Here is a 17,305-nt window from a genome sequence, read left to right as displayed (position 1 = left end):
TTACGGGGCCAGATCGGCGAACAGCACCGTGCTCAGGTACCGCTCCCCGAAGTCGGGCAGGACAACGACGACGAGCTTGCCGGCGTTCTCCGGCCGGCGTGCCACCTGCAGGGCGGCCACCACGGCGGCACCGGAGGAGATGCCTACCAGCAGTCCTTCCTCGGTGGCCAGCCGGCGGGCCAGGTTGAGGGCGTCGTCGTTGCCGACGGTGATGACCTCGTCCACCAGGTCCATGTCGAGCACCGCCGGCACGAAGCCGGCGCCGATGCCCTGGATGGGGTGGGGGCCCTTCTGGCCGCCGGACAGCACCGGCGACGCGGCGGGTTCCACCGCCACGACCTGCACGGACGGCTTGCGTTCCTTGAGCTCGGCGGCCAGCCCGGTGATCGTTCCCCCGGTGCCGACGCCGCTCACCACGATGTCGACTCGGCCGTCGGTGTCGCGCCAGACCTCGTCGGCGGTGGTTTTGCGGTGGATTGCCGGGTTCGCCGGATTCTCGAACTGCTGCGGGATGAAGTACCGATCATCGGTCTTGGCCAGTTCCTCGGCCTTGGCGATAGCGCCCGGCATGCCCTCGGCGCCCGGCGTGAGGATCAGCTCCGCACCGTAGGCGCGCAGCAGGGTGCGGCGCTCGACGCTCATCGTGTCGGGCATGGTCAGCGCACAGCGGTAGCCGCGCGCCGCGCACACCATCGCCAGTGCGATCCCGGTGTTCCCGCTGGTCGGTTCCAGGATGATGGTGTCCGGATTGATCAGGCCGGCCTGCTCGGCGGCGTCGATCATCGCCACGCCGATGCGATCCTTGACGCTGCCGGCCGGGTTGAAGAACTCCAGTTTGGCCGCCACGTCGGCGGCGACACCGTCGGTGACCCGGTTCAGCTGGACCAGCGGGGTTCCGCCGACCAGTTGCGTGACGTCTTTGGCGATCGTCATCTAGACCCTTTCAAATGTCGTCTCAGGCCCTCGGCGGCCGCCCAGCTGCTGTCCAAACTCTATGGGCACGTCGGTGCGCACGGCTAGCGCAACCGGCGTGAACCGTTCCGGTATTCCCTGCACGGCGACACCGGTCAGTACCCGCCCGTCTCGACCTCGGCTTCCCCGCCGCCCACCTGCAGATACGGCAGCACCGACCAGTCGGCGGGCTGGTATCGCGCGGGACGGTGCGGTGCCATACCGGAGAAGTTCGGGTTGAGCGTGATCAGATCGGTGTGCGCCGGGGTGCCGTCGGCGAACACAATCGTCTCGACGGTTGTGCGAGTGGGTGCCGTCCCGGTACCGGCTCATCGGCAAAAGCCGGGTGGCCGACCGCGCATGGGTATGCCCACGGGTGATCAGCTGCGCCCGGGGACGCTCGGCCGTTTCTGGCTGGGACGTGCGCAACACAGTCATGGGTTGTTGATCTCCGAAAGTCACGGTCCGCGTCTCTGACCGGGCGGACCCGGTGGCCGGAAAGGAGCGGGGATTTCTACAGCGAGGCGGCAGGAATCAACAACAGCAACAACAACAGCCCACAGCGAGGCAACGCGAATGTGCCGAGCGCAGTGATAGGGCCTGATACATGGCAACCACTATAGAACATCGGCACGTGACGCCAATTCGGTCGTCGCCGTTGTGAACCTGTGTGGGCTGCCTCGGCTTGTGCAGGCGCGGCGCGCCACCGCCGGCGTTCGACCCCCCAGCTACCGGTCAATGTCTCCGAGCTCGGCGCCGACTTCTTTGTGTTCTCCGGTCACAAGATTTTCGGCCCCGCCGGCATCGGCGTGCCCCACACGATGCAGGCGGCACTCGACGAGATGCCGCCGTGGCAGGGCGGGGCCAGCATGATCGCCGACGTCACTGTGCACAGCCGATCCTGCGTCGGCTCGGGCTGGAGGCGACGTGCGCCCGTCATCCGGGTTCTACGACACCTTCGAGGAGAGCGACGTTTTCCTCGACGCGCTGCGCAGCACCGCCGAGGGGTAGCCGCTCACTCATCCGGCGGAAGGGGGATGTCGTCCTTGGTGATGATGACCTCCAGGTGCTGACCACACGCCCGCGCCACGTCGTCGAGCGCTTTGACGCCGGGAACGTCGGTCCCTTCCTCCCACGCGTCCACCGTGGACTGGCTGACGCCCAGGGCGTGTGCGAGTTCGGCCTGGGTCACATCGGACTCGAGCCGGGTGTGGTAGACGAGATGAGCCAGTTCTTCGGCCCAGTTGTCGTGAATCGGTGGGGTGGCGGCATACGTCGTCATCGCTCGTCCCTCCGTTTTCTAACAGGTTGCCAGGACCTTCCCAGTCTACGCCGTTTTATCCAGTAGAGACTTGGATAAATTCACGCATGCGGGGCGTCAGCCGCCGCGGGCGGCGACCATGGCCGAGCGGTTGACCTTGGTGGCCGCGGTGCGGGGGATCTCGTTGACGAATTCGACGGTCTTGGGCACCTTGTAGGTGGCCAGCCGACTCTTGGCGTAGGCGATCACCTGCTGTTCGGTCAGCGCCGGATCCCCGCGTTGCACGACGGCGTGCACCCGCCGGCCCCACTGGGTGTCCGCCAACCCGATGACGACGACGTCGACGATGCCGTCGTGGTCGACCAGGGCCGTTTCCACCTCCGCCGGAAACACATTGGCGCCGCCGGTGATGATCATGTCGGCGCGCCGGTCGGCGAGGTAGAGGTAGCCGTCTTCATCCAGGTGGCCGATATCGCCGCCGGAGCGGAACCCGTCGTCGGTCGACGGAAGCGGGGCTGCTCCGCCGAGATAGCGGTAGCCCGCGCTCATCGGCGCCCGCAAATAGATGTCACCTAACTCGCCTGGGCCCAGCACATTACCGTTCGGATCCTGGATGCGGATCTCGGTCTCCCGGAACCCGCGCCCCACACTTCCGGGACGGGCGAGCCACTCGTCGCCGCGCAACGCGGTCAAGCCCAGGTTCTCGGTCATCCCGTAGGCCATCACCACCTGTTCGGGAGACAGCAGCTCGAACCAGGTGTGCAGCAACGTCGGCGGCATCACCGCGGCGCCCTGCAGAATCCACACCACGCTGGACAGATCGCGCGATGCGATATCGGGCAGGGCGGCGATACGCGCCAGCATGGTCGGGGTGGCGGTGAAGTTGGTGATCCGGTACCGCTCGATCGCGTCGACAACCACTGCGGCATCGAAGCGCTCCAGGACCACCAGCTGGTCGCCGCCGATCAGGTTGCTGAGTGTGGCAAACCCGTTGGTGTGGTACATCGGACCGGGCACCAGGATCGTCTGCGGCTGGACGGTCGGTGTCCAGGCCGCCAGGAACGGCGTGGACAGTTGCGGTGTCCACAGCCCCGGCGCCAGGTTCAGGATTACTTTCGGCAGACCGGTCGAGCCGCTGCTGCAGATTCCGTTGACGGTGGGGGAGACCGCTTCCGGCAGCTCGGCATCGGACTGAGCCGCCGCCGACGCGGCAAGTTCCGCACGGTGCTGATCGTCGAGTATCACCGCGGGATCGATCACCGCGAGCACCCGGGAACGTTCCCAGTCGGGCAGGTCCCAGCGCATCGGCACCGGGACGGCGCCGATCTTCCAACACCCCAACGCCGCCAACACAAGATGTTCGGAGTTGGGCACCGCCAGCGCCACAAGCGATCCTGCGCCGACCGCACCCTCAGCGGCCAGCGCGCGGCCCCACTGGTTGGCGCGAGCATTGAGGTCGGCGAAGGTCAGGGTGCCCGCGGTGCCATCGGGGGCGAGCGTCACCAGTCCGACCTCGGCACCGCGCTGTTCGGCCAGCTGGCACAGTCGGGTCCCGAACGGCACACCATCGGCCGTGGCTGGTTGCGCTGGGGTCATGCCGTCCTCGTAAACAGGGTCTCCAGCTGATCATCGCGCACCGCCCCGGTCAACCGCAGCGCGAGTCCCTCACCGCTTTCCGGCAGCCGGATCAGCGGCTGGGTGTGCCGGTCGAGCACGCTGATGTCGGATTCGTCGCAGAACCCCAGCGCCCCGAGCAGCTGATGAGACGTCCGCAAGACCTGGCGGGCCGTGTCGACCGCCTTGAGGCGTAGCACCAGCGCGTCGGCGCGACGCCGCGGTGCGGTCGTGGATTCCGTTCGGCAGACGGTGTATTTGGCGAGTTCGTCGAGTCCACGCACGGCCACCGCCGCATCGGCGACGGCGAACCGCACCGTCTGGAAGTCGGCCAGCGGCTTGCCGAACTGAATCCGGGCCCGCACATGGTCGCAGGTGATGTCCAGGCAGCGCCGCACCGCGCCCAGGACGCGCCACGACCCCAGCACCAGATGCGTGTCGACGTCGGCGGCGGGGACGGTGCCGACAGGCTCACCGAGGGTGGCGGGCACCAGAAACGGCCCCAGTTTGGCGGTGGTGCGCGACGCCGGCGTGGGCCGGTAGCGCCGAGCGTCGAGGTCGGCGGCCACCCACTCGCCGGGCAGATCGCCGTGATCGATGCGCGGCGCATCAGGGTGCACCAGCGCCAGCCGCGCCCCGTCGACGGACAGCAGCTCCTCGACCAGCGGGTAGGGCAGCGCGGTCGCGCCCGCCGCCTCACACAGCACCGCGGCGGCCAGCAGTTCGTCCGACCCCGAACCGGGTTCGGCCCGCACATCGAGATCGAACGCGCCCAATTCTTGTAGCGCCGCGCCGGCCCGGGTGCGCACGGTGTCGTCGGTTTCGGCGCGCAACGCCTCCTGCGGTCCGCCCAGCCGGGTCAGCCGGTCGGTGGCAACGGCGGCGAAGTCGGCGACGTCCTGCGGTAGAGCGGTGTTCATCGGTGTTCTCCCAACACGTCGCGAGCCACCAGCATGCGCTGCACCTCAATGGTTCCCGACGCCACCGTGGCGGCCTGGGCGTAGCGCCAGTGGTCGTCGATCGCGCCGTGCAGCGCCGCGTCGGGGCCGCTGTCCAGGGCCGCCGGGCCCAGCACGTCGAACAGCAATTCGGCGACCTGCTGATCGCAGGTCGTGGTGGCGATGCGGGCGGCGCTGGCGGCTGCCCCGGCCGACGGATCATCCGACAACGACACCGCCCGATAGGCCAGCAGCCGCGCCACCCGAAGATCGACCAGGGCGCGGACCCAGCGGGTGCGCAGGGACTCCGGTAGCCGCTCCCAGTCGTCGCCGAGTTCGGTGCGCATCCGGTCCAGCAGCGACTCGCATCGGGCGTACCGGGCGATGCCCACCCGCTCGAAGGCCAGCGCTTCGCGCATCACCCGCCAGCCGTCGCCGACCTCGCCGAGCACATCGTCGCGCGATACCGGCACCTCGTCGAGGAACATCTCGTTGAGGTGATGCGGGCCGAGCATCGACCTGATCGGACGGACGGTGAAACCCGGCCGGTCCATCGGGACCAGAAACAGCGTGAGCCGCTTCGGTTTTGGTGCCTCGGGGTCGGTGCAGGCCGCCAGCACACACCACGACGCCATCTGCGCGTACGAGGTCCAGATCTTTTGTCCGGTGATCCGCCAGCCGTCGCCGTCGGGCACCGCGCGGGTGCGCAACGACGCCAGGTCACTGCCGGCTTCCGGTTCGGAAAACCCTTGGCACCAGATCACCTCGCCGGCCGCGATCGCCGACAGATGGCGGGCCTGCTGCTGGGGTGTGCCGTAGTGCATCAACGCCGGGCCGACCCAGTTGACGCCCATGTATTGCGCACCGCGCGGCTCGTGATGCGCCCACATCTCCTCGCGCAGCACCGTCTGCTGCCAGACCGAACCGCCGCCGCCGCCGTGCTCGGTCGGCCAGGCCAGGGCCAGCAGACCTTCGGTGGCCAGCAGCTTGCAGAACGACTCGGTGGTTGCCAGATCACGCGGGTCGTCGGTGCAGGCGCCCAGGAAACCCGCCGGGATGTGAGTAAAGATGAGCTGCCGCAACCGCTCGCGCAGCGCGCCGGCATCGGCACCGAGATCGTAATCCATCACGCTCATCCCTTCGGCAGCCCGAGCACCCGCTCGGCGATGATGTTGCGCTGCACCTCTGACGTGCCGCCGTAGATGGTCGACGCCAATGCGTCCTGGCGCTCGAACAGCAGATCCGCGTCGGTGATCGAACCGGTGCCCGCTGCGGCGGCACTCAACTCCCAGACCCGTTGCAGTGTGGTGGATCCGAGGAGCTTGAGAATGTCGGCCTGCGGGCTGGGCCGACCCGCCAGTTCGTCGCGCAACACCCGGTATCCGGTGGCCCGCAGCGCTTCGGCGTCGGCCAGCAGAGTGCCGAGCTCGGCATAGACATCCTCGTTCACCGAGCCCTTGATCGAGTCGAGGCCGCGCTGGATCTCGACCCAGTTCATGATCCAGATCATCTGACGCTCATGCTGTAGTGAGGCCAGCGCGACCTGCCAGCCGCCGTTGAGCGGACCCAGCAGATTGGCGACCGGGATCTCGACATCCTCGAGGAAGACCTCGCAGAACGTCTCGTCGGACATCGAGGCCATCCGGATGGGTTCGACCGACACCCCGGGCGATTCCAGATCCAGCACCAGACACGAGATGCCGCGGTGTTTGGGAGCGTCGGGGTCGGTGCGTACGTACAGCGTGCACCATCGCGACAGGTGGGCCTGCGTGGTCCAGATCTTGTGACCGTTGACCCGGAACACCGTGCCGTCGGTCTCCGCGCGGGTGCGCAGCCCGGCGAAATCCGATCCGGCTTCGGGCTCGGACATGCCCAGCGCCCACCATTCGTCGCCCCGCAGCAGCGGAACCAGCAATCGCTCGATCTGCTCGGGGGTCCCGAACTGACGGATGCCGGGTGCGGCAACGTTGGGACCGGCGATGTTCGGCAGTTTGGGTGCCGATCGCAGGGCGCCCTGTAGCCGGATCTCCATCGCCGCCCGGATGTCCAGTGATCGCCCGCCATGTTCAGCGGGCCAGGTCGGTTGCAGCCAACCGGCTTCGAAGCTGGCGCGCTGATAGTCGCGCCGCAGCCCCAGATCCCAGCGGTAGTCGCGGTAGCGCTGGTAATAGTCGGCGGGCAGGAAGTCGGTCAACCAGGCGGCGAACTCCGCCACCAGCTCGCCGCTCATGCCGCACCGCCGGCGAATCGGGCCCCGACGGCGTGGTACAGCGCGCGGCTGTCGCCCAGGGTGGTCGCGGCCTGCCAGGCATGCCGCAGATACAGATGGATGTCGTGTTCCCAGGTCTGGCCGAGTGCGCCGTGCACTTGGACGGCGGTACGGGCGCATCCGAGAGCGGCGTCGCCGGCCGACGCCTTGGCCAATGCGGCGGCGTGCCAGGCTTCCCCGGGCGTGGTGGCGGCGTCGTCGAGGCGGGCCGCCGCCGCATAGGTGAGGCTGCGCGCCCGCTCCAGCGCGACATAGTTGTCGGCCAGTGCGTGCTTGATCCCTTGAAATGCACCGATCGGTTTGCCGAATTGGTGGCGGGTGCGGGCGTATGCCACCGACATGTCAAGTGCGGTACCGGCTACGCCCACCAGATCAGCCGCGACGGCGACCAGCGGTGCGGCCAAGGCGGATTCGACATTCACCGCAGCGGTCACGATGGGTTGCGCGTCGACGTCGACGTCGGCCACCGGTTGGGCCGGGTCAATGCATTCGGGCGGCACCGTCACGGTGACGCCATCGCCGACCCCGGCAACGGCCACCACGATGTGATCGCCATCGTGGGCCAGGGTGACCAGCAGTTCGGCACGCGGCAGTCCGGGCACCGCCACGGCGCGTCCGCGCAGTCGTCCCGCGTCCAGCGTCATCGGCACGCCCGGTAGCCGGTCGCCGGGGCGGTGGACGGCCAGGGCGGCCACCGCACCGTCGGCGAGGTCGCTGCGCACCGCGTCGGCGGCGGCACCGGCGGCGCGCAGCGCACCGGCGGCCAGTCCGACACTGCTCAGCAGCGGAATCGGGGCGAGGGCGGCCCCGCACCCCTCGAGCACGACCGCCAACTCCACCGCGCCGAAACCCTCGCCGGTGGCGTCCACCGGCGCCGCCAGCTCGGTCCAGCCCAATGCGCCGACGGCCTTCCACGGCGACCGCCAGCGATCGGGGTCGGTCATCGCCTGACGGGCCACCTCGGGCGGGAACCGAGCGCGCATCACGTCGCGGACGTTGTCCCGCAACGCCAGCTGGTCGCTGTTCAGGCCGATATCCATGAGACGTCTAACATAGCAAAGATAGCAAAATAGAAGTACGGGATGGGCCGGTCCCGACGGCGGCGCGGGGCCGCCACGTAGGCTGAGCTGCCATGGCCGAGTGGTTCCTTTTTCTGCCGCAGGTGCGGCTACCGATCGCCGACATCGTGGCGAGGGCGCGTAGCGCCGAGGCCGGCGGATTCGACGGGATCGCCTTCATCGACCACCTGGAAGCACCCGGCCAGCCGGCCGAAAGTATCTGGGAAGCAATGGAGATCGCCACCTGGGTGGCCGCGCGGACCGACACCCTGCGGGTCGGCCACCTGGTGCTGTGCGACGCGTTCCGGCATCCGGCGGTGCTGGCGAAACAGGCCGTGACGCTGTCGACGGCGTCGAGTGGGCGATTCGAGCTCGGCTTGGGTGCGGGCTCGTGGCCGTCCGAGTTCGCCAGATTCGACGTCGGACCGCAGGACGCGGTGGCCCGGGTGGACAGACTCGAACGCAACCTGGCGCTGATCACCGGCTACTGGGGTGATGCGGCGCAGGCTCCGCCGCCCGCACATCCGATACCCCTGGTGCTGGGTGGCACCGGGCCGCGGATGATGGGCCTGGTCCGGCGCCACGCCGCGTGGTGGAATCTGCCGTGCAACCACCTCGACAAACTGCCCCGACTTGCGCCGGCGGCTGCGCCCGCCCGGATATCGGTGCAGCAGATGGTGGGGTTCGTCGGCGTCGACGGCGACCGGGAAGCGGTGCGCGAGATCAGCGCACGCCGATTCGGTCATCTGGGCTCGGGACTGGTCTGCGGTGACGCCGGCGAGCTGATCGAGTACTTCTCCGGATTGGCCGACCAGGGCGTCGAACGGTTCTACGTGTGGTTCTCCGACTTCGCCCGCCCCGACACCCTGGCCGAGTTCGGGGCCTCGGTGATCAAGGCTTTTCCCGGCGCCGGCGGGCTTCGGTCGGCACCATAGGAGGCCGGGCGAACGGGCCGCGCCGCATGGCGTTGAGCCGGATCTCCGGAAGATCGACCGACGAGTCGACGGTGTCCAGCCAGGCTACGGCTTCGGCGACGTCGGACACGTCGATCGCATACATCTCGAACGGGACATCCTGCAGCATCTCGGTTTCCACCGGGCCGGGGGTCACGATGTGCACACTGATCCCGTCCCGGTCGACCTCCAGAGCCAGCGCGCGGGCAAAGGCGTTCATTCCGGCTTTGGTCGCAGAGTAGGCGGTGCGGGCCGGCATCGGTTCGTGCGCGGCCGACGATGAGATGAACACCAGCCGCGAGCCGGGCCGCATCTTCGGCAGCACGGCCGAGGTCACCACGAAGCAGGAGTCCAGGTTCGCCGACATGATGGTTCGCCACTGGTCGAAAGTCTGCTTGCGGGCATAGGTTCCGCCCAGCACGCCGGCGGCGTGCACCACCAGATCGATGCTCTCCAACCCGCTGATGGCCTCGGCGAATTCCGGTGACGACGCATCGGCCACGATGTGACGGGCCCCGATCTGGTCGGCGGCCGCACGCAGCGGAGCCTCGCGGCGGGCCACCAGCACCACGTCGTAGCCGAGGTCGCCGAGCTTGACGCCGCAGGTCCGGCCGATTCCGCCGCTGCCTCCGGTGATCAGTGCCGTTCTCACAGATGCCGGCTATCCCTCGGTCGCGACAGGGCATGTGGGGACAATGCATAGATCCGCGGGTCCGCGCGATCGGACAACACGTAGGTCTGGGTGTCGGCGACGTGCCGCGCCGCGATACGCCGCGCCCGCTCCACGTCGCCCGCCTCGATCAGCTCGGTCAGCTTCACATGGGTATTGAGCACCGCGCGGCGCTTGGCCAGCGACGGGTAGGTGCCGCGGGCCGTACTCTCGTCGGCCCACCTCTGTTCGTGGCTGCTCCACAGTGTCTCCAGGGCACCGACCACCGCGATGATCGTCTGATTACCGCAGCCGCGGACCACCAGATCGTGGAACTGGCGGCCGATCTCGGTGCACCGCGCACCGTCGTCGAGGTGGTCGGCCATCGCGTTGTTGTTCGCCTTGAGCTCGGGGACGACGGTGTCGGCGCGGTCGGGCCGCTGTGCGGCCAGTGCCGCGCAGGCCGGTTCGATTTCCAGTAGCGCCGCGCCCAGATCGGCCAGGCCCACGTGCTTGCTCTGCAGCAGCAGACCGAGCATGTAGCCGGCGCTGGTCTTGGCCGGTGCGTGAACCACCGCGCCACCGCGGTTGCCGCGCCGCACCGACACCAGCCCCTCGGTCTCCAGGATGCGCAACGCCTCCCGCAACGAAACCAGGCTCACGTTGAACTGCTCGACCAACACCTCTTGGCGCGGCAACAGATCACCGTCGGCGAGTTCCCCGTCGATGATCTGGCGGCGCAACTCGTCCGCGACGATCTCGGCAATTCGCGGCGCCGACAACCGGCGTCGGGCTTCGGGGCCAACTCCCAGCGCGGTCACTTAGCTATCTTAGCAGTAATGCCATAATTGACGGATGCACGCGAACGGCGGGCCGACACCGCTGGACGGCCTCAGGGTCGTCGAGATCAGTGACCGGATCGCGGGAAGTTACTGCACCAAGCTGTTGGTCGATGCCGGCGCACAGGTCCGCAAAATCGAGCCACCGCAAGGGGATCCGTTACGCGGGTACACGGCCAGCCGCTCGCCGCTGCCAGACGGTGTCGATGCACCGCTGTTCGCCTACCTCAACGCCGGCAAGCGCAGCGTCACGGCTTCGGCCGGCGTGGACCGGGTGCGAGCCGAACTCGCCGGCGCCGATGTCGTCGTACTGACCGCCACCCGGGCGCAGGCGGCCGCACTGGGCATCGACCCGCAGCAGGTGCTGGATGCCGCACCGCAGACCGTCGTCGTCACGATCTCCGACTTCGGGTGGACCGGCCCGTACGCCGAGCGGGCCGCGAGCGAGTTCACCTTGCAGGCATGGTCGGGTTTGACCGGATTCCGCGGCGACCCGGCCGGGCCGCCGATCTCCATCGGCGGCGACCTGGGGGAGTACATGGGCGGGGTGTACGCCGCGTTCGGTGCGCTGGCGGTGCGGCGCCGGGTGGAGCGCGGCGGCCCCGGTGAGCATCTGGACCTGTCCATGCTGGAAGCGATTACGGCAATGCAGAGCAGCGAATGGCTGCACAGCCAGTTGCTGCGGGTGCCGCCGGTCACCCGCACCGTGGAGGTGCCGTCGATCGAGCCGGCCGGTGACGGCTACGTGGGGATCACCATGGTCACCGGTCAGCAGTGGCTGGACTTCGCGGCGATGGTCGACTGCGACGAGCTGACCGAGGATCCGCAGTTGAAGTTCCAGATCGGACGCTGGGCGCATCGCGACCGGATCCGGCAGCTGATCGGCGGCTGGATGGCGGAACGGACCGTGGACGAGATCGTGGAACTGGGTGCCCTGTTCCGGCTGCCGATCGCGGCGCTGGGTACCGGGGCAACGGTTCGCGAGACCGCATATGCGACACAGCGCGGCGTGTTCACGCCCAACCCCGCCGGCTTCGATCAACCCCGCCCGCCCTGGCTGATGTCGCGGTGTCGGCCCGCGCCGGTGCGTCCGGCGCCCGCGCTCGGCGAGGCGGATCGCGAACCACCGTGGCCGCCAACCGCGGTCGAGGTTTCGGCGACATCGGGGTTGCCGTTGGCCGGCATCCGTGTCATCGACCTGACCGCGTTCTGGGCCGGCCCCGCCGCCACCCATCTGTTCGGCGCCTTCGGGGCCGACGTGATCAAGGTGGAATCGATCCAGCGTCCCGACGGCATCCGCTACTCCGGAGGAATGCGCACCGACGTCGACGACTGGTGGGAGTACGGCTGGGTCTTCCACGCCATGAACACCAACAAGCGTTCGGTCACATTGGATCTCGGATCAGATGACGGGCGCGAACTGCTGCTGGGGCTGGTCGCCGACGCCGATGTGCTGATCGAGAACTTCTCGCCGCGGGTGATGGACCACTTCGGGCTCGACGCGGACGCTCTGCTGGCGGTCAATCCGAGGCTGGTCATCGCGCGGATGCCGGCCTTCGGGCTCGACGGTCCGTGGCGCGATCGGGTCGGGTTCGCCCCCACCATGGAACAGATCGCCGGACTTGCCTGGGTCACCGGGCTACCCGACGGGCCGCCCGTCGCCCCGCGCGGCGCCTGCGACCCGCTGGCCGGAGTCCATGCCGCGTTCGCGGTGGCCGCGGCGCTGCGGTTCGCCGAGCGCACCGGGGCCGGACAACTCGTCGAGTTGCCGATGGTGGAAACGGTGTTGAACGCCACCGCGATCCAGCCCATCGAGTCACAGGTTTTCGGGGTGACGCTGACCCGGCGCGGCAATCGCGGTCACGGCGTCGCGCTGCAGAACCTGTTCCGGTGCGCCGGTGACGACGACTGGATCGCCGTCACCGCGTGCACCATCGACCAGCAACGGGCTCTGGCAGCCCTGATCGGAGCGGCCAGCCAGGACGCCCTGGCCGGCTGGTGCGCCGAGCGGTCGCTCGATACGGCGGTGCAGCAGCTCGCGGCGGCCGGTGTGCCGGCCGCGCCGGTGGTGTCACCGTCTTTGGTCACCGACAACCCGCACCTGCGCGACCGCGGATTCTTCGAGGAATTGCGGCATCCGCGAACCGGGCCCGGACTGTATCCGCGGCCCCCGTTCGCGCCGCTGCGGGGGCGGGACCGCTGGTTGGCGAGCCCGCCGCCGACCCTCGGTCAACACAACCGCGAGGTGCTCATGCACCTGTGCGGGTGCACCGATGCCGAGCTCGACCGGCTCGGTGCGGCCGGGGTGATCGGGACCCGCCCCAAGGGGACGTGACGCTAGCGGGCCCGCAACGTGATCGGCAGCGCGTCGTAGATCGACATGTTGGTGGCCAGGCTCGGGTAGGCCGCGGTTACCGGGCCCAGGCGGATGTCGTCGCAGCGCAGCAGCAACTCGTCGAGCGCGGCGCGGATCTCGGCACGCGCCAACATGGCACCCAGGCAGTGGTGCGGCCCGCCGCCGCCGAACGCGACGTGCGGGTTGGGGTCGCGCCCGATGTCGAACGTGAACGGGTCGTCGAACACCTCTTCATCGCGATTGGCTGAGCGCAGCATCGAGACGACGCGATCACCCCGCGGAATGTGCTGACCGTCGAGCTCGATGTCGACCTTGGTGGTGCGGGTCCAATACGCCACCGGGGTGGCCCAACGCAGCACCTCCTCGACCGCGCTCGACCGCACCGACTCGTCGTCGCGGTACCGCCGCATCTGCTCGGGATTGGCCACGAACGCCTGAAGCCCTGCCGCCAAGGCATTCTTCGTGGTGTCACTTCCGGCGAAGGCGAGCACGAAGAAGAAGATCTCCAATTCACCGTCGGGCAGGGCGAATTCCTCCCCGTCGTCGCCGGTCATCACCGACGACGCCAGGGTGCTCCAGATATCGTCGGCGGGCTCGCGGCGCTTCTGCGCGGTGAGCTCCATGGCGTAGCCGAAGATCGTCGCGTACAGCTCGAGTTCTTCCTGCTCGCTCAAACGCGCCGCCGGCGAGCGGGCCGTCAGGATCTGGTCGAACGCGGTGAAGATCCGCGGTCGGTCCTGCTCCGGCATGCCGATGATGTCGCCGATCACCGTCATCGGCAGCGCGTCGGCCACGTCGTCGATCCAGTCCCCGCCGCCAGCGGAGAGCAGGCCGTCGACCATGCGGGCCGCGCGCACCCGAATACCGTCCTCCAGTTTGGCGATCGCTCGCGGCGTGAAGGCGCCGGAGATGATCCGCCGGCGTTTGTTCAGCTCCGGCGGATCCATGTTGATGATCGTCGGATACGACGAGAACGTGTCGATGGGTTGGATCAGTGGGCCGTCCTTGGCCGTGAATGAGTCCGCATCGCGGTGGATGCGTAGCGCGTGCCGGTGCTTGGTGGTCATCCAGAAACCACGCTGAGCGCCCAACTTGGCGACTCCCGGTGTGCGCTCGTGCCAGAACAGCGGCTGATCACGGCGCAGGTCGGTGAAAATCCGGTCGGGAAAGCCGTTGTGCCACAGCGCGGAATCGGACAGATCGACATCGGTCGTCGTCATAACCAAGCCTCGTTTCGTGCCGGGCGACATGCCAAGGCCACTATTTTAGTTATTTAAGCATGATAGCGAGACGTCCGCACCCTGCGGTGATGCGAGCGGGCGTTGACAGCTAGGCCGGCAGATGTGATAGTTGGCGGACCTCAGGCGAAAACGGCATTTTCGGGGAGAGGGCACTGTGCCGAACACACCGGCGTCGAACAAGCCAGCGACGTGGCTGCCGTTTGCCATCGCGGAAGCGGCCGCCGACCAACCTTGCGACGGCGTCGACATATCCCAGGGGTGGGCGCACCTCTTCGATCGATGGCGGGCGGCCATCGAGCTCGTGTCCGGTAGTCCGCAGGCGCGCAACCCGATCGACACGGCATCGGGAATGCGTCATCTGCTGGTTCTGGCGGCCATCGGTATCGACGAAGCGCTGCGATTCGATCCGGATCCGGTTCTCGCCGTCTCACGGACATCGACCGACGACATCCTGACCTGGGGGATGGAATGTCCCGATGCGCTCTACACCCGTGCGACGCTGCGGGGTGGCGCGCGTTATCGGCTGTTCGGCAACCGCGGGACGGCCCGCTATGTCGGTCTGCAGACCATGAACGGCATCGCGGCCACCGCAAACCTCCTGGTCGATGAGCTCGACGTCGACGTCGACGGCAACTTCGAGGTGCTTCTCGGCGGGGATGAGCGCCCGGGCAACTGGATGCCGACCGACGGCGAACATCCCACGCTGGTGGTGCGCCACTTCTTCTACGACTGGGATTCCGAGGTGGCTTCGGCGCTGCGGATCGAACGGATCGGGGATGACGGCGAGCACCGGCACCCGGCGCCCGACCCGGGGGCGGCGCTGTCCCAGCAGCTCGTCGCAGTGGGAGAGTTCATTCACGACAATCTGAAGTTCTTCCATGACCTGGGTGGTGCACCGCCGGTCAACGGCTTTCTCGCCCCGGTCGACCTCTCCGCGATGGGGGCGGCGGCCGAGAACCGCCCGGTGATCGGGCGGTGGGACCTGCAGCCGGACGAGGCGCTGATTCTGGAGGTGGAACCACCCAACGGCGTGTACTGGAGCTACTCACTGGGCAATGCCTGGTGGGAGACCATTCATTACGGTCGGCACCAGTCGAGTCTCAACGCGCACCAAGCCGTGGTCGATGCCGACGGGGTCCTGCGCGTCGTCGTCTGCGGACGCGATCCCGGGGTGGCGAACTGGCTGGACACCGCCGGGCACAGCAACGGGGCGATGATCCTGCGCTGCGTGCGCACCGATACCGCGCCCACGCCTACCGCGCGGGTGGTCTCCTTCGACGACATCGCCGCCGCGCTACCGGCGGACACCACAACGGTCACACCGCAGCAGCGGGCCGGCATCCTTGCCGGCCGTCGGCGTGCGGTACTCGAAAGGTTCGCCCGGTGAGTTTCTCGGCTGACGAACTGGAGGCAGGTGCGCGCCAGGCCACCGGCCTCGACGACTTCGGCTCGCACTACTACCGGGAGGGCCTGGAACGCACCGTCGACGCGCTGAACACCGAGGCCGATCTCAACGAGATCGGGACGGTGATCCAGCATGCGACGCTCAGCAACGCCCTGATTCAACGGTTGAAGATCGAAGAGGCCTACCGGCAGCATCCCGAGATCGATGCGGGAACCATCGCCGGACCGGTCTTCATCATCGGCCTGCCGCGCACCGGGACCACAGCGCTGAGCCAGCTGGTGGGGGCGGACCCGCAGTTCCGCTCGCTGCGGATGTGGGAGTCGCAGGCTCCCACGCCGCCCCCGGAGGCGGCGACCCAGCACGAGGATCCGCGCATCGCCCAGGCCGAGGCGGGTCTGAACATGCTCAACGACATGTTCCCGCTGATGAAGACGCTCTACAACTCCGAGGCGATCGCCGCCACCGAATGCCAAGACATCATGGGAATGAGCTTTCGCACCGTGCATTTTGACGGTGTGGTGCGTGTTCCCGGCTACCTGCGCTGGGTGATGGACTGCGACATGCGCGAGACCTACACCTATCACCGCCGGGTGCTGAAGCTGCTGCAGTGGCACTGCCCGCCGAACCTGTGGCACCTCAAGACACCGGTGCACATGTTCTGGCTCGACGCGGTGATCGCCGCCTACCCGGATGCCAAATTCCTGTGGAGCCACCGTGATCCGGCACAGGTCATGGCGTCGGTATGCAGCCTGATCCGATACGTCCGCAGCTGGAGCAGCGACCGCGACGATGCCCGGGAGCTCGGCGAGGAGCAGCTGACTTGCTGGGCTGAGGGTGTTCGTCGGGCGATGGACTTTCGGGCCACGGCCGGTGACAGCCGCTTCGCGGACGTCTCATTCGCTGATCTGCAAACGGATCCGGTCAACACCCTGCAGAACGCCTACCAGAAACTGGGATTGGCCTTCACCCAAGACACCCGTCGCTCCGTGCAGCGGTGGGCCGCCGGGCATCAGCCCGGATCGCGTGGCGAACACCACCCTGACCTGTCCGACTACGGACTGACAGCACAACGCGTCCACGAACATTTCGCCGACTATCTGGGCAGCTACGATGCCACGGCGTGACACCGCGGTCGCCGATAAGGCAGCGGGGTTAGACCCCGACGAGCGCGCCGCGCTGTTGGCCGCGGCGGCGGCAGTGGTGCACGAACACGGCGCCGGAGGATTGACGGTGGCCGAGGTCCTCACCCGGGCAAAGTTGGGCACCCGCGCGTTCTACCGGCATTTCGATTCGAAAGACCAGCTGCTCCAATCGGTGTTCTTGGAGCTGGCGCGCGCCGAGATGCGGCGGTTGCGCCGGAAGATGGCGAAGGCGGCGAACCCGGTCGAAGCCGTGGCGCTGTGGGTCGATGGCCGCCTGGAATTGGCTTTTGGTGATGCCGTTCGATCGGATCTGCGCACCTCGTCGTTAGAAGCACGCTCACAGATGTTCGCCGCTCCCGACGTCGTCGGCCCGGCATATCGGGAGACGCTCGGGCCGTTGATCGACCAACTCGAACTGGGCAAGCGCCAAGGCATCTTCGTCGACATCGACCCGGTGACCGACGCCGAGTTGCTGCACGGCGCGGTATGGGCGTGCGTCGAGCGCCAGTGGGCGACCGGGAACAGTGACCGCACCCGGACCCGGGACGCAGCGCTCCGGTTTTGTCTAGGTGGTCTGGGGGCTCCGGCCCAGCTGGTCGCCACCGCTGTCGGCCAGGGCCGGCGCTGAG

General features: G+C 68.2%; 16 protein-coding genes and 1 pseudogene. 6 read left to right on the top strand and 11 right to left on the bottom strand.

The window, feature by feature from the left end; genetic code table 11:
- Window positions 1-933, bottom strand: a complete 933-nt coding sequence (gene cysK, locus AC5Y36_RS05700; protein WP_500039894.1) for a cysteine synthase A — start codon at window positions 931-933, stop codon at window positions 1-3.
- Between the two features lie 134 nt (window positions 934-1,067).
- The gene (locus AC5Y36_RS05695; RefSeq protein ID WP_500039893.1) at window positions 1,068-1,235 is read right to left on the bottom strand and encodes a hypothetical protein; all 168 of its coding nucleotides are present in this window, start codon (window positions 1,233-1,235) and stop codon (window positions 1,068-1,070) included.
- A gap of 429 nt (window positions 1,236-1,664) precedes the next feature.
- Here AC5Y36_RS05695 and AC5Y36_RS05690 point away from each other — a divergent pair.
- Window positions 1,665-1,841, top strand: a pseudogene (locus AC5Y36_RS05690) (aminotransferase class V-fold PLP-dependent enzyme); the annotation flags it as partial.
- A gap of 125 nt (window positions 1,842-1,966) precedes the next feature.
- Here AC5Y36_RS05690 and AC5Y36_RS05685 read toward each other — a convergent pair.
- The 6 genes from AC5Y36_RS05685 to AC5Y36_RS05660 form a co-directional block, all read right to left on the bottom strand.
- The gene (locus tag AC5Y36_RS05685) at window positions 1,967-2,233 is read right to left on the bottom strand and encodes a helix-turn-helix domain-containing protein (RefSeq protein WP_500039892.1); all 267 of its coding nucleotides are present in this window, start codon (window positions 2,231-2,233) and stop codon (window positions 1,967-1,969) included.
- A gap of 96 nt (window positions 2,234-2,329) precedes the next feature.
- On the bottom strand, window positions 2,330-3,808 hold the full coding sequence (locus AC5Y36_RS05680; RefSeq protein WP_500039891.1) for a class I adenylate-forming enzyme family protein: 1,479 nt from the start codon (window positions 3,806-3,808) through the stop codon (window positions 2,330-2,332).
- Window positions 3,805-4,746: an acyl-CoA dehydrogenase family protein gene (locus tag AC5Y36_RS05675; protein ID WP_500039890.1), complete on the bottom strand. Its 942-nt coding sequence runs from the start codon at window positions 4,744-4,746 to the stop codon at window positions 3,805-3,807. The genes AC5Y36_RS05680 and AC5Y36_RS05675 overlap by 4 nt, the downstream gene beginning before the upstream one ends.
- Window positions 4,743-5,900, bottom strand: coding sequence for an acyl-CoA dehydrogenase family protein (locus tag AC5Y36_RS05670; RefSeq protein WP_500039889.1), 1,158 nt, complete (start codon window positions 5,898-5,900; stop codon window positions 4,743-4,745). Before AC5Y36_RS05670 ends, AC5Y36_RS05675 begins: the two co-directional genes overlap by 4 nt.
- Window positions 5,897-6,994, bottom strand: a complete 1,098-nt coding sequence (locus AC5Y36_RS05665) for an acyl-CoA dehydrogenase family protein (RefSeq protein ID WP_500039888.1) — start codon at window positions 6,992-6,994, stop codon at window positions 5,897-5,899. The genes AC5Y36_RS05670 and AC5Y36_RS05665 overlap by 4 nt, the downstream gene beginning before the upstream one ends.
- Entirely contained in the window at window positions 6,991-8,073 is a 1,083-nt protein-coding gene (locus tag AC5Y36_RS05660; protein WP_500039887.1) for an acyl-CoA dehydrogenase family protein, read from the bottom strand. The genes AC5Y36_RS05665 and AC5Y36_RS05660 overlap by 4 nt, the downstream gene beginning before the upstream one ends.
- Window positions 8,074-8,165: 92 nt before the next feature.
- On the opposite strand from AC5Y36_RS05660, the gene AC5Y36_RS05655 reads away from it, so the two are divergent.
- Window positions 8,166-9,026, top strand: a complete 861-nt coding sequence (locus AC5Y36_RS05655; RefSeq protein WP_500039886.1) for an LLM class flavin-dependent oxidoreductase — start codon at window positions 8,166-8,168, stop codon at window positions 9,024-9,026.
- Here AC5Y36_RS05655 and AC5Y36_RS05650 read toward each other — a convergent pair.
- Window positions 8,983-9,696 (bottom strand): SDR family oxidoreductase, encoded by a 714-nt coding sequence (locus AC5Y36_RS05650; RefSeq protein ID WP_500039885.1) that lies wholly within the window; start codon window positions 9,694-9,696, stop codon window positions 8,983-8,985. The two genes, AC5Y36_RS05655 and AC5Y36_RS05650, sit on opposite strands and share 44 nt — an antisense overlap.
- The gene (locus AC5Y36_RS05645) at window positions 9,693-10,514 is read right to left on the bottom strand and encodes a FadR/GntR family transcriptional regulator (protein ID WP_500039884.1); all 822 of its coding nucleotides are present in this window, start codon (window positions 10,512-10,514) and stop codon (window positions 9,693-9,695) included. Before AC5Y36_RS05645 ends, AC5Y36_RS05650 begins: the two co-directional genes overlap by 4 nt.
- Before the next feature lie 34 nt (window positions 10,515-10,548).
- Between AC5Y36_RS05645 and AC5Y36_RS05640 the strand changes: the two genes are divergently transcribed.
- The gene (locus AC5Y36_RS05640; protein WP_500039883.1) at window positions 10,549-12,867 is read left to right on the top strand and encodes a CaiB/BaiF CoA transferase family protein; all 2,319 of its coding nucleotides are present in this window, start codon (window positions 10,549-10,551) and stop codon (window positions 12,865-12,867) included.
- A 2-nt stretch (window positions 12,868-12,869) separates the two neighbouring features.
- Here AC5Y36_RS05640 and AC5Y36_RS05635 read toward each other — a convergent pair whose 3' ends face one another.
- On the bottom strand, window positions 12,870-14,108 hold the full coding sequence (locus AC5Y36_RS05635; RefSeq protein WP_500039882.1) for a cytochrome P450: 1,239 nt from the start codon (window positions 14,106-14,108) through the stop codon (window positions 12,870-12,872).
- A 175-nt stretch (window positions 14,109-14,283) separates the two neighbouring features.
- Between AC5Y36_RS05635 and AC5Y36_RS05630 the strand changes: the two genes are divergently transcribed.
- Genes AC5Y36_RS05630 through AC5Y36_RS05620 form a run of 3 tightly spaced genes read left to right on the top strand, consistent with a single transcriptional unit; the run spans window position 14,284 to window position 17,304 of the window.
- A complete protein-coding gene (locus AC5Y36_RS05630) occupies window positions 14,284-15,516 on the top strand; it encodes a DUF1214 domain-containing protein (RefSeq protein ID WP_500039881.1) in 1,233 nt (410 codons plus the stop codon).
- Window positions 15,513-16,658 (top strand): sulfotransferase family protein, encoded by a 1,146-nt coding sequence (locus AC5Y36_RS05625; protein ID WP_500039880.1) that lies wholly within the window; start codon window positions 15,513-15,515, stop codon window positions 16,656-16,658. The genes AC5Y36_RS05630 and AC5Y36_RS05625 overlap by 4 nt, the downstream gene beginning before the upstream one ends.
- Window positions 16,645-17,304, top strand: coding sequence for a TetR/AcrR family transcriptional regulator (locus AC5Y36_RS05620; RefSeq protein ID WP_500039879.1), 660 nt, complete (start codon window positions 16,645-16,647; stop codon window positions 17,302-17,304). Before AC5Y36_RS05625 ends, AC5Y36_RS05620 begins: the two co-directional genes overlap by 14 nt.
- The last annotated feature ends 1 nt before the right edge of the window (window position 17,305 follow it).

The organism is Mycobacterium sp. NGS50 (assembly GCF_059812545.1).
This window is presented reverse-complemented; position numbering and strand designations above follow the sequence as displayed.

Coding starts and splice junctions, on each gene's coding strand:
- AC5Y36_RS05635 (WP_500039882.1), bottom strand. CDS start 14,108: ATGACGACGACCGATGTCGATCTGTCCGATTCCGCGCTGTGGCACAAC.
- AC5Y36_RS05680 (WP_500039891.1), bottom strand. CDS start 3,808: ATGACCCCAGCGCAACCAGCCACGGCCGATGGTGTGCCGTTCGGGACC.
- cysK (WP_500039894.1), bottom strand. CDS start 933: ATGACGATCGCCAAAGACGTCACGCAACTGGTCGGCGGAACCCCGCTG.
- AC5Y36_RS05675 (WP_500039890.1), bottom strand. CDS start 4,746: ATGAACACCGCTCTACCGCAGGACGTCGCCGACTTCGCCGCCGTTGCC.
- AC5Y36_RS05665 (WP_500039888.1), bottom strand. CDS start 6,994: ATGAGCGGCGAGCTGGTGGCGGAGTTCGCCGCCTGGTTGACCGACTTC.
- AC5Y36_RS05620 (WP_500039879.1), top strand. CDS start 16,645: ATGCCACGGCGTGACACCGCGGTCGCCGATAAGGCAGCGGGGTTAGAC.
- AC5Y36_RS05655 (WP_500039886.1), top strand. CDS start 8,166: ATGGCCGAGTGGTTCCTTTTTCTGCCGCAGGTGCGGCTACCGATCGCC.
- AC5Y36_RS05660 (WP_500039887.1), bottom strand. CDS start 8,073: ATGGATATCGGCCTGAACAGCGACCAGCTGGCGTTGCGGGACAACGTC.
- AC5Y36_RS05670 (WP_500039889.1), bottom strand. CDS start 5,900: ATGAGCGTGATGGATTACGATCTCGGTGCCGATGCCGGCGCGCTGCGC.
- AC5Y36_RS05640 (WP_500039883.1), top strand. CDS start 10,549: ATGCACGCGAACGGCGGGCCGACACCGCTGGACGGCCTCAGGGTCGTC.
- AC5Y36_RS05685 (WP_500039892.1), bottom strand. CDS start 2,233: ATGACGACGTATGCCGCCACCCCACCGATTCACGACAACTGGGCCGAA.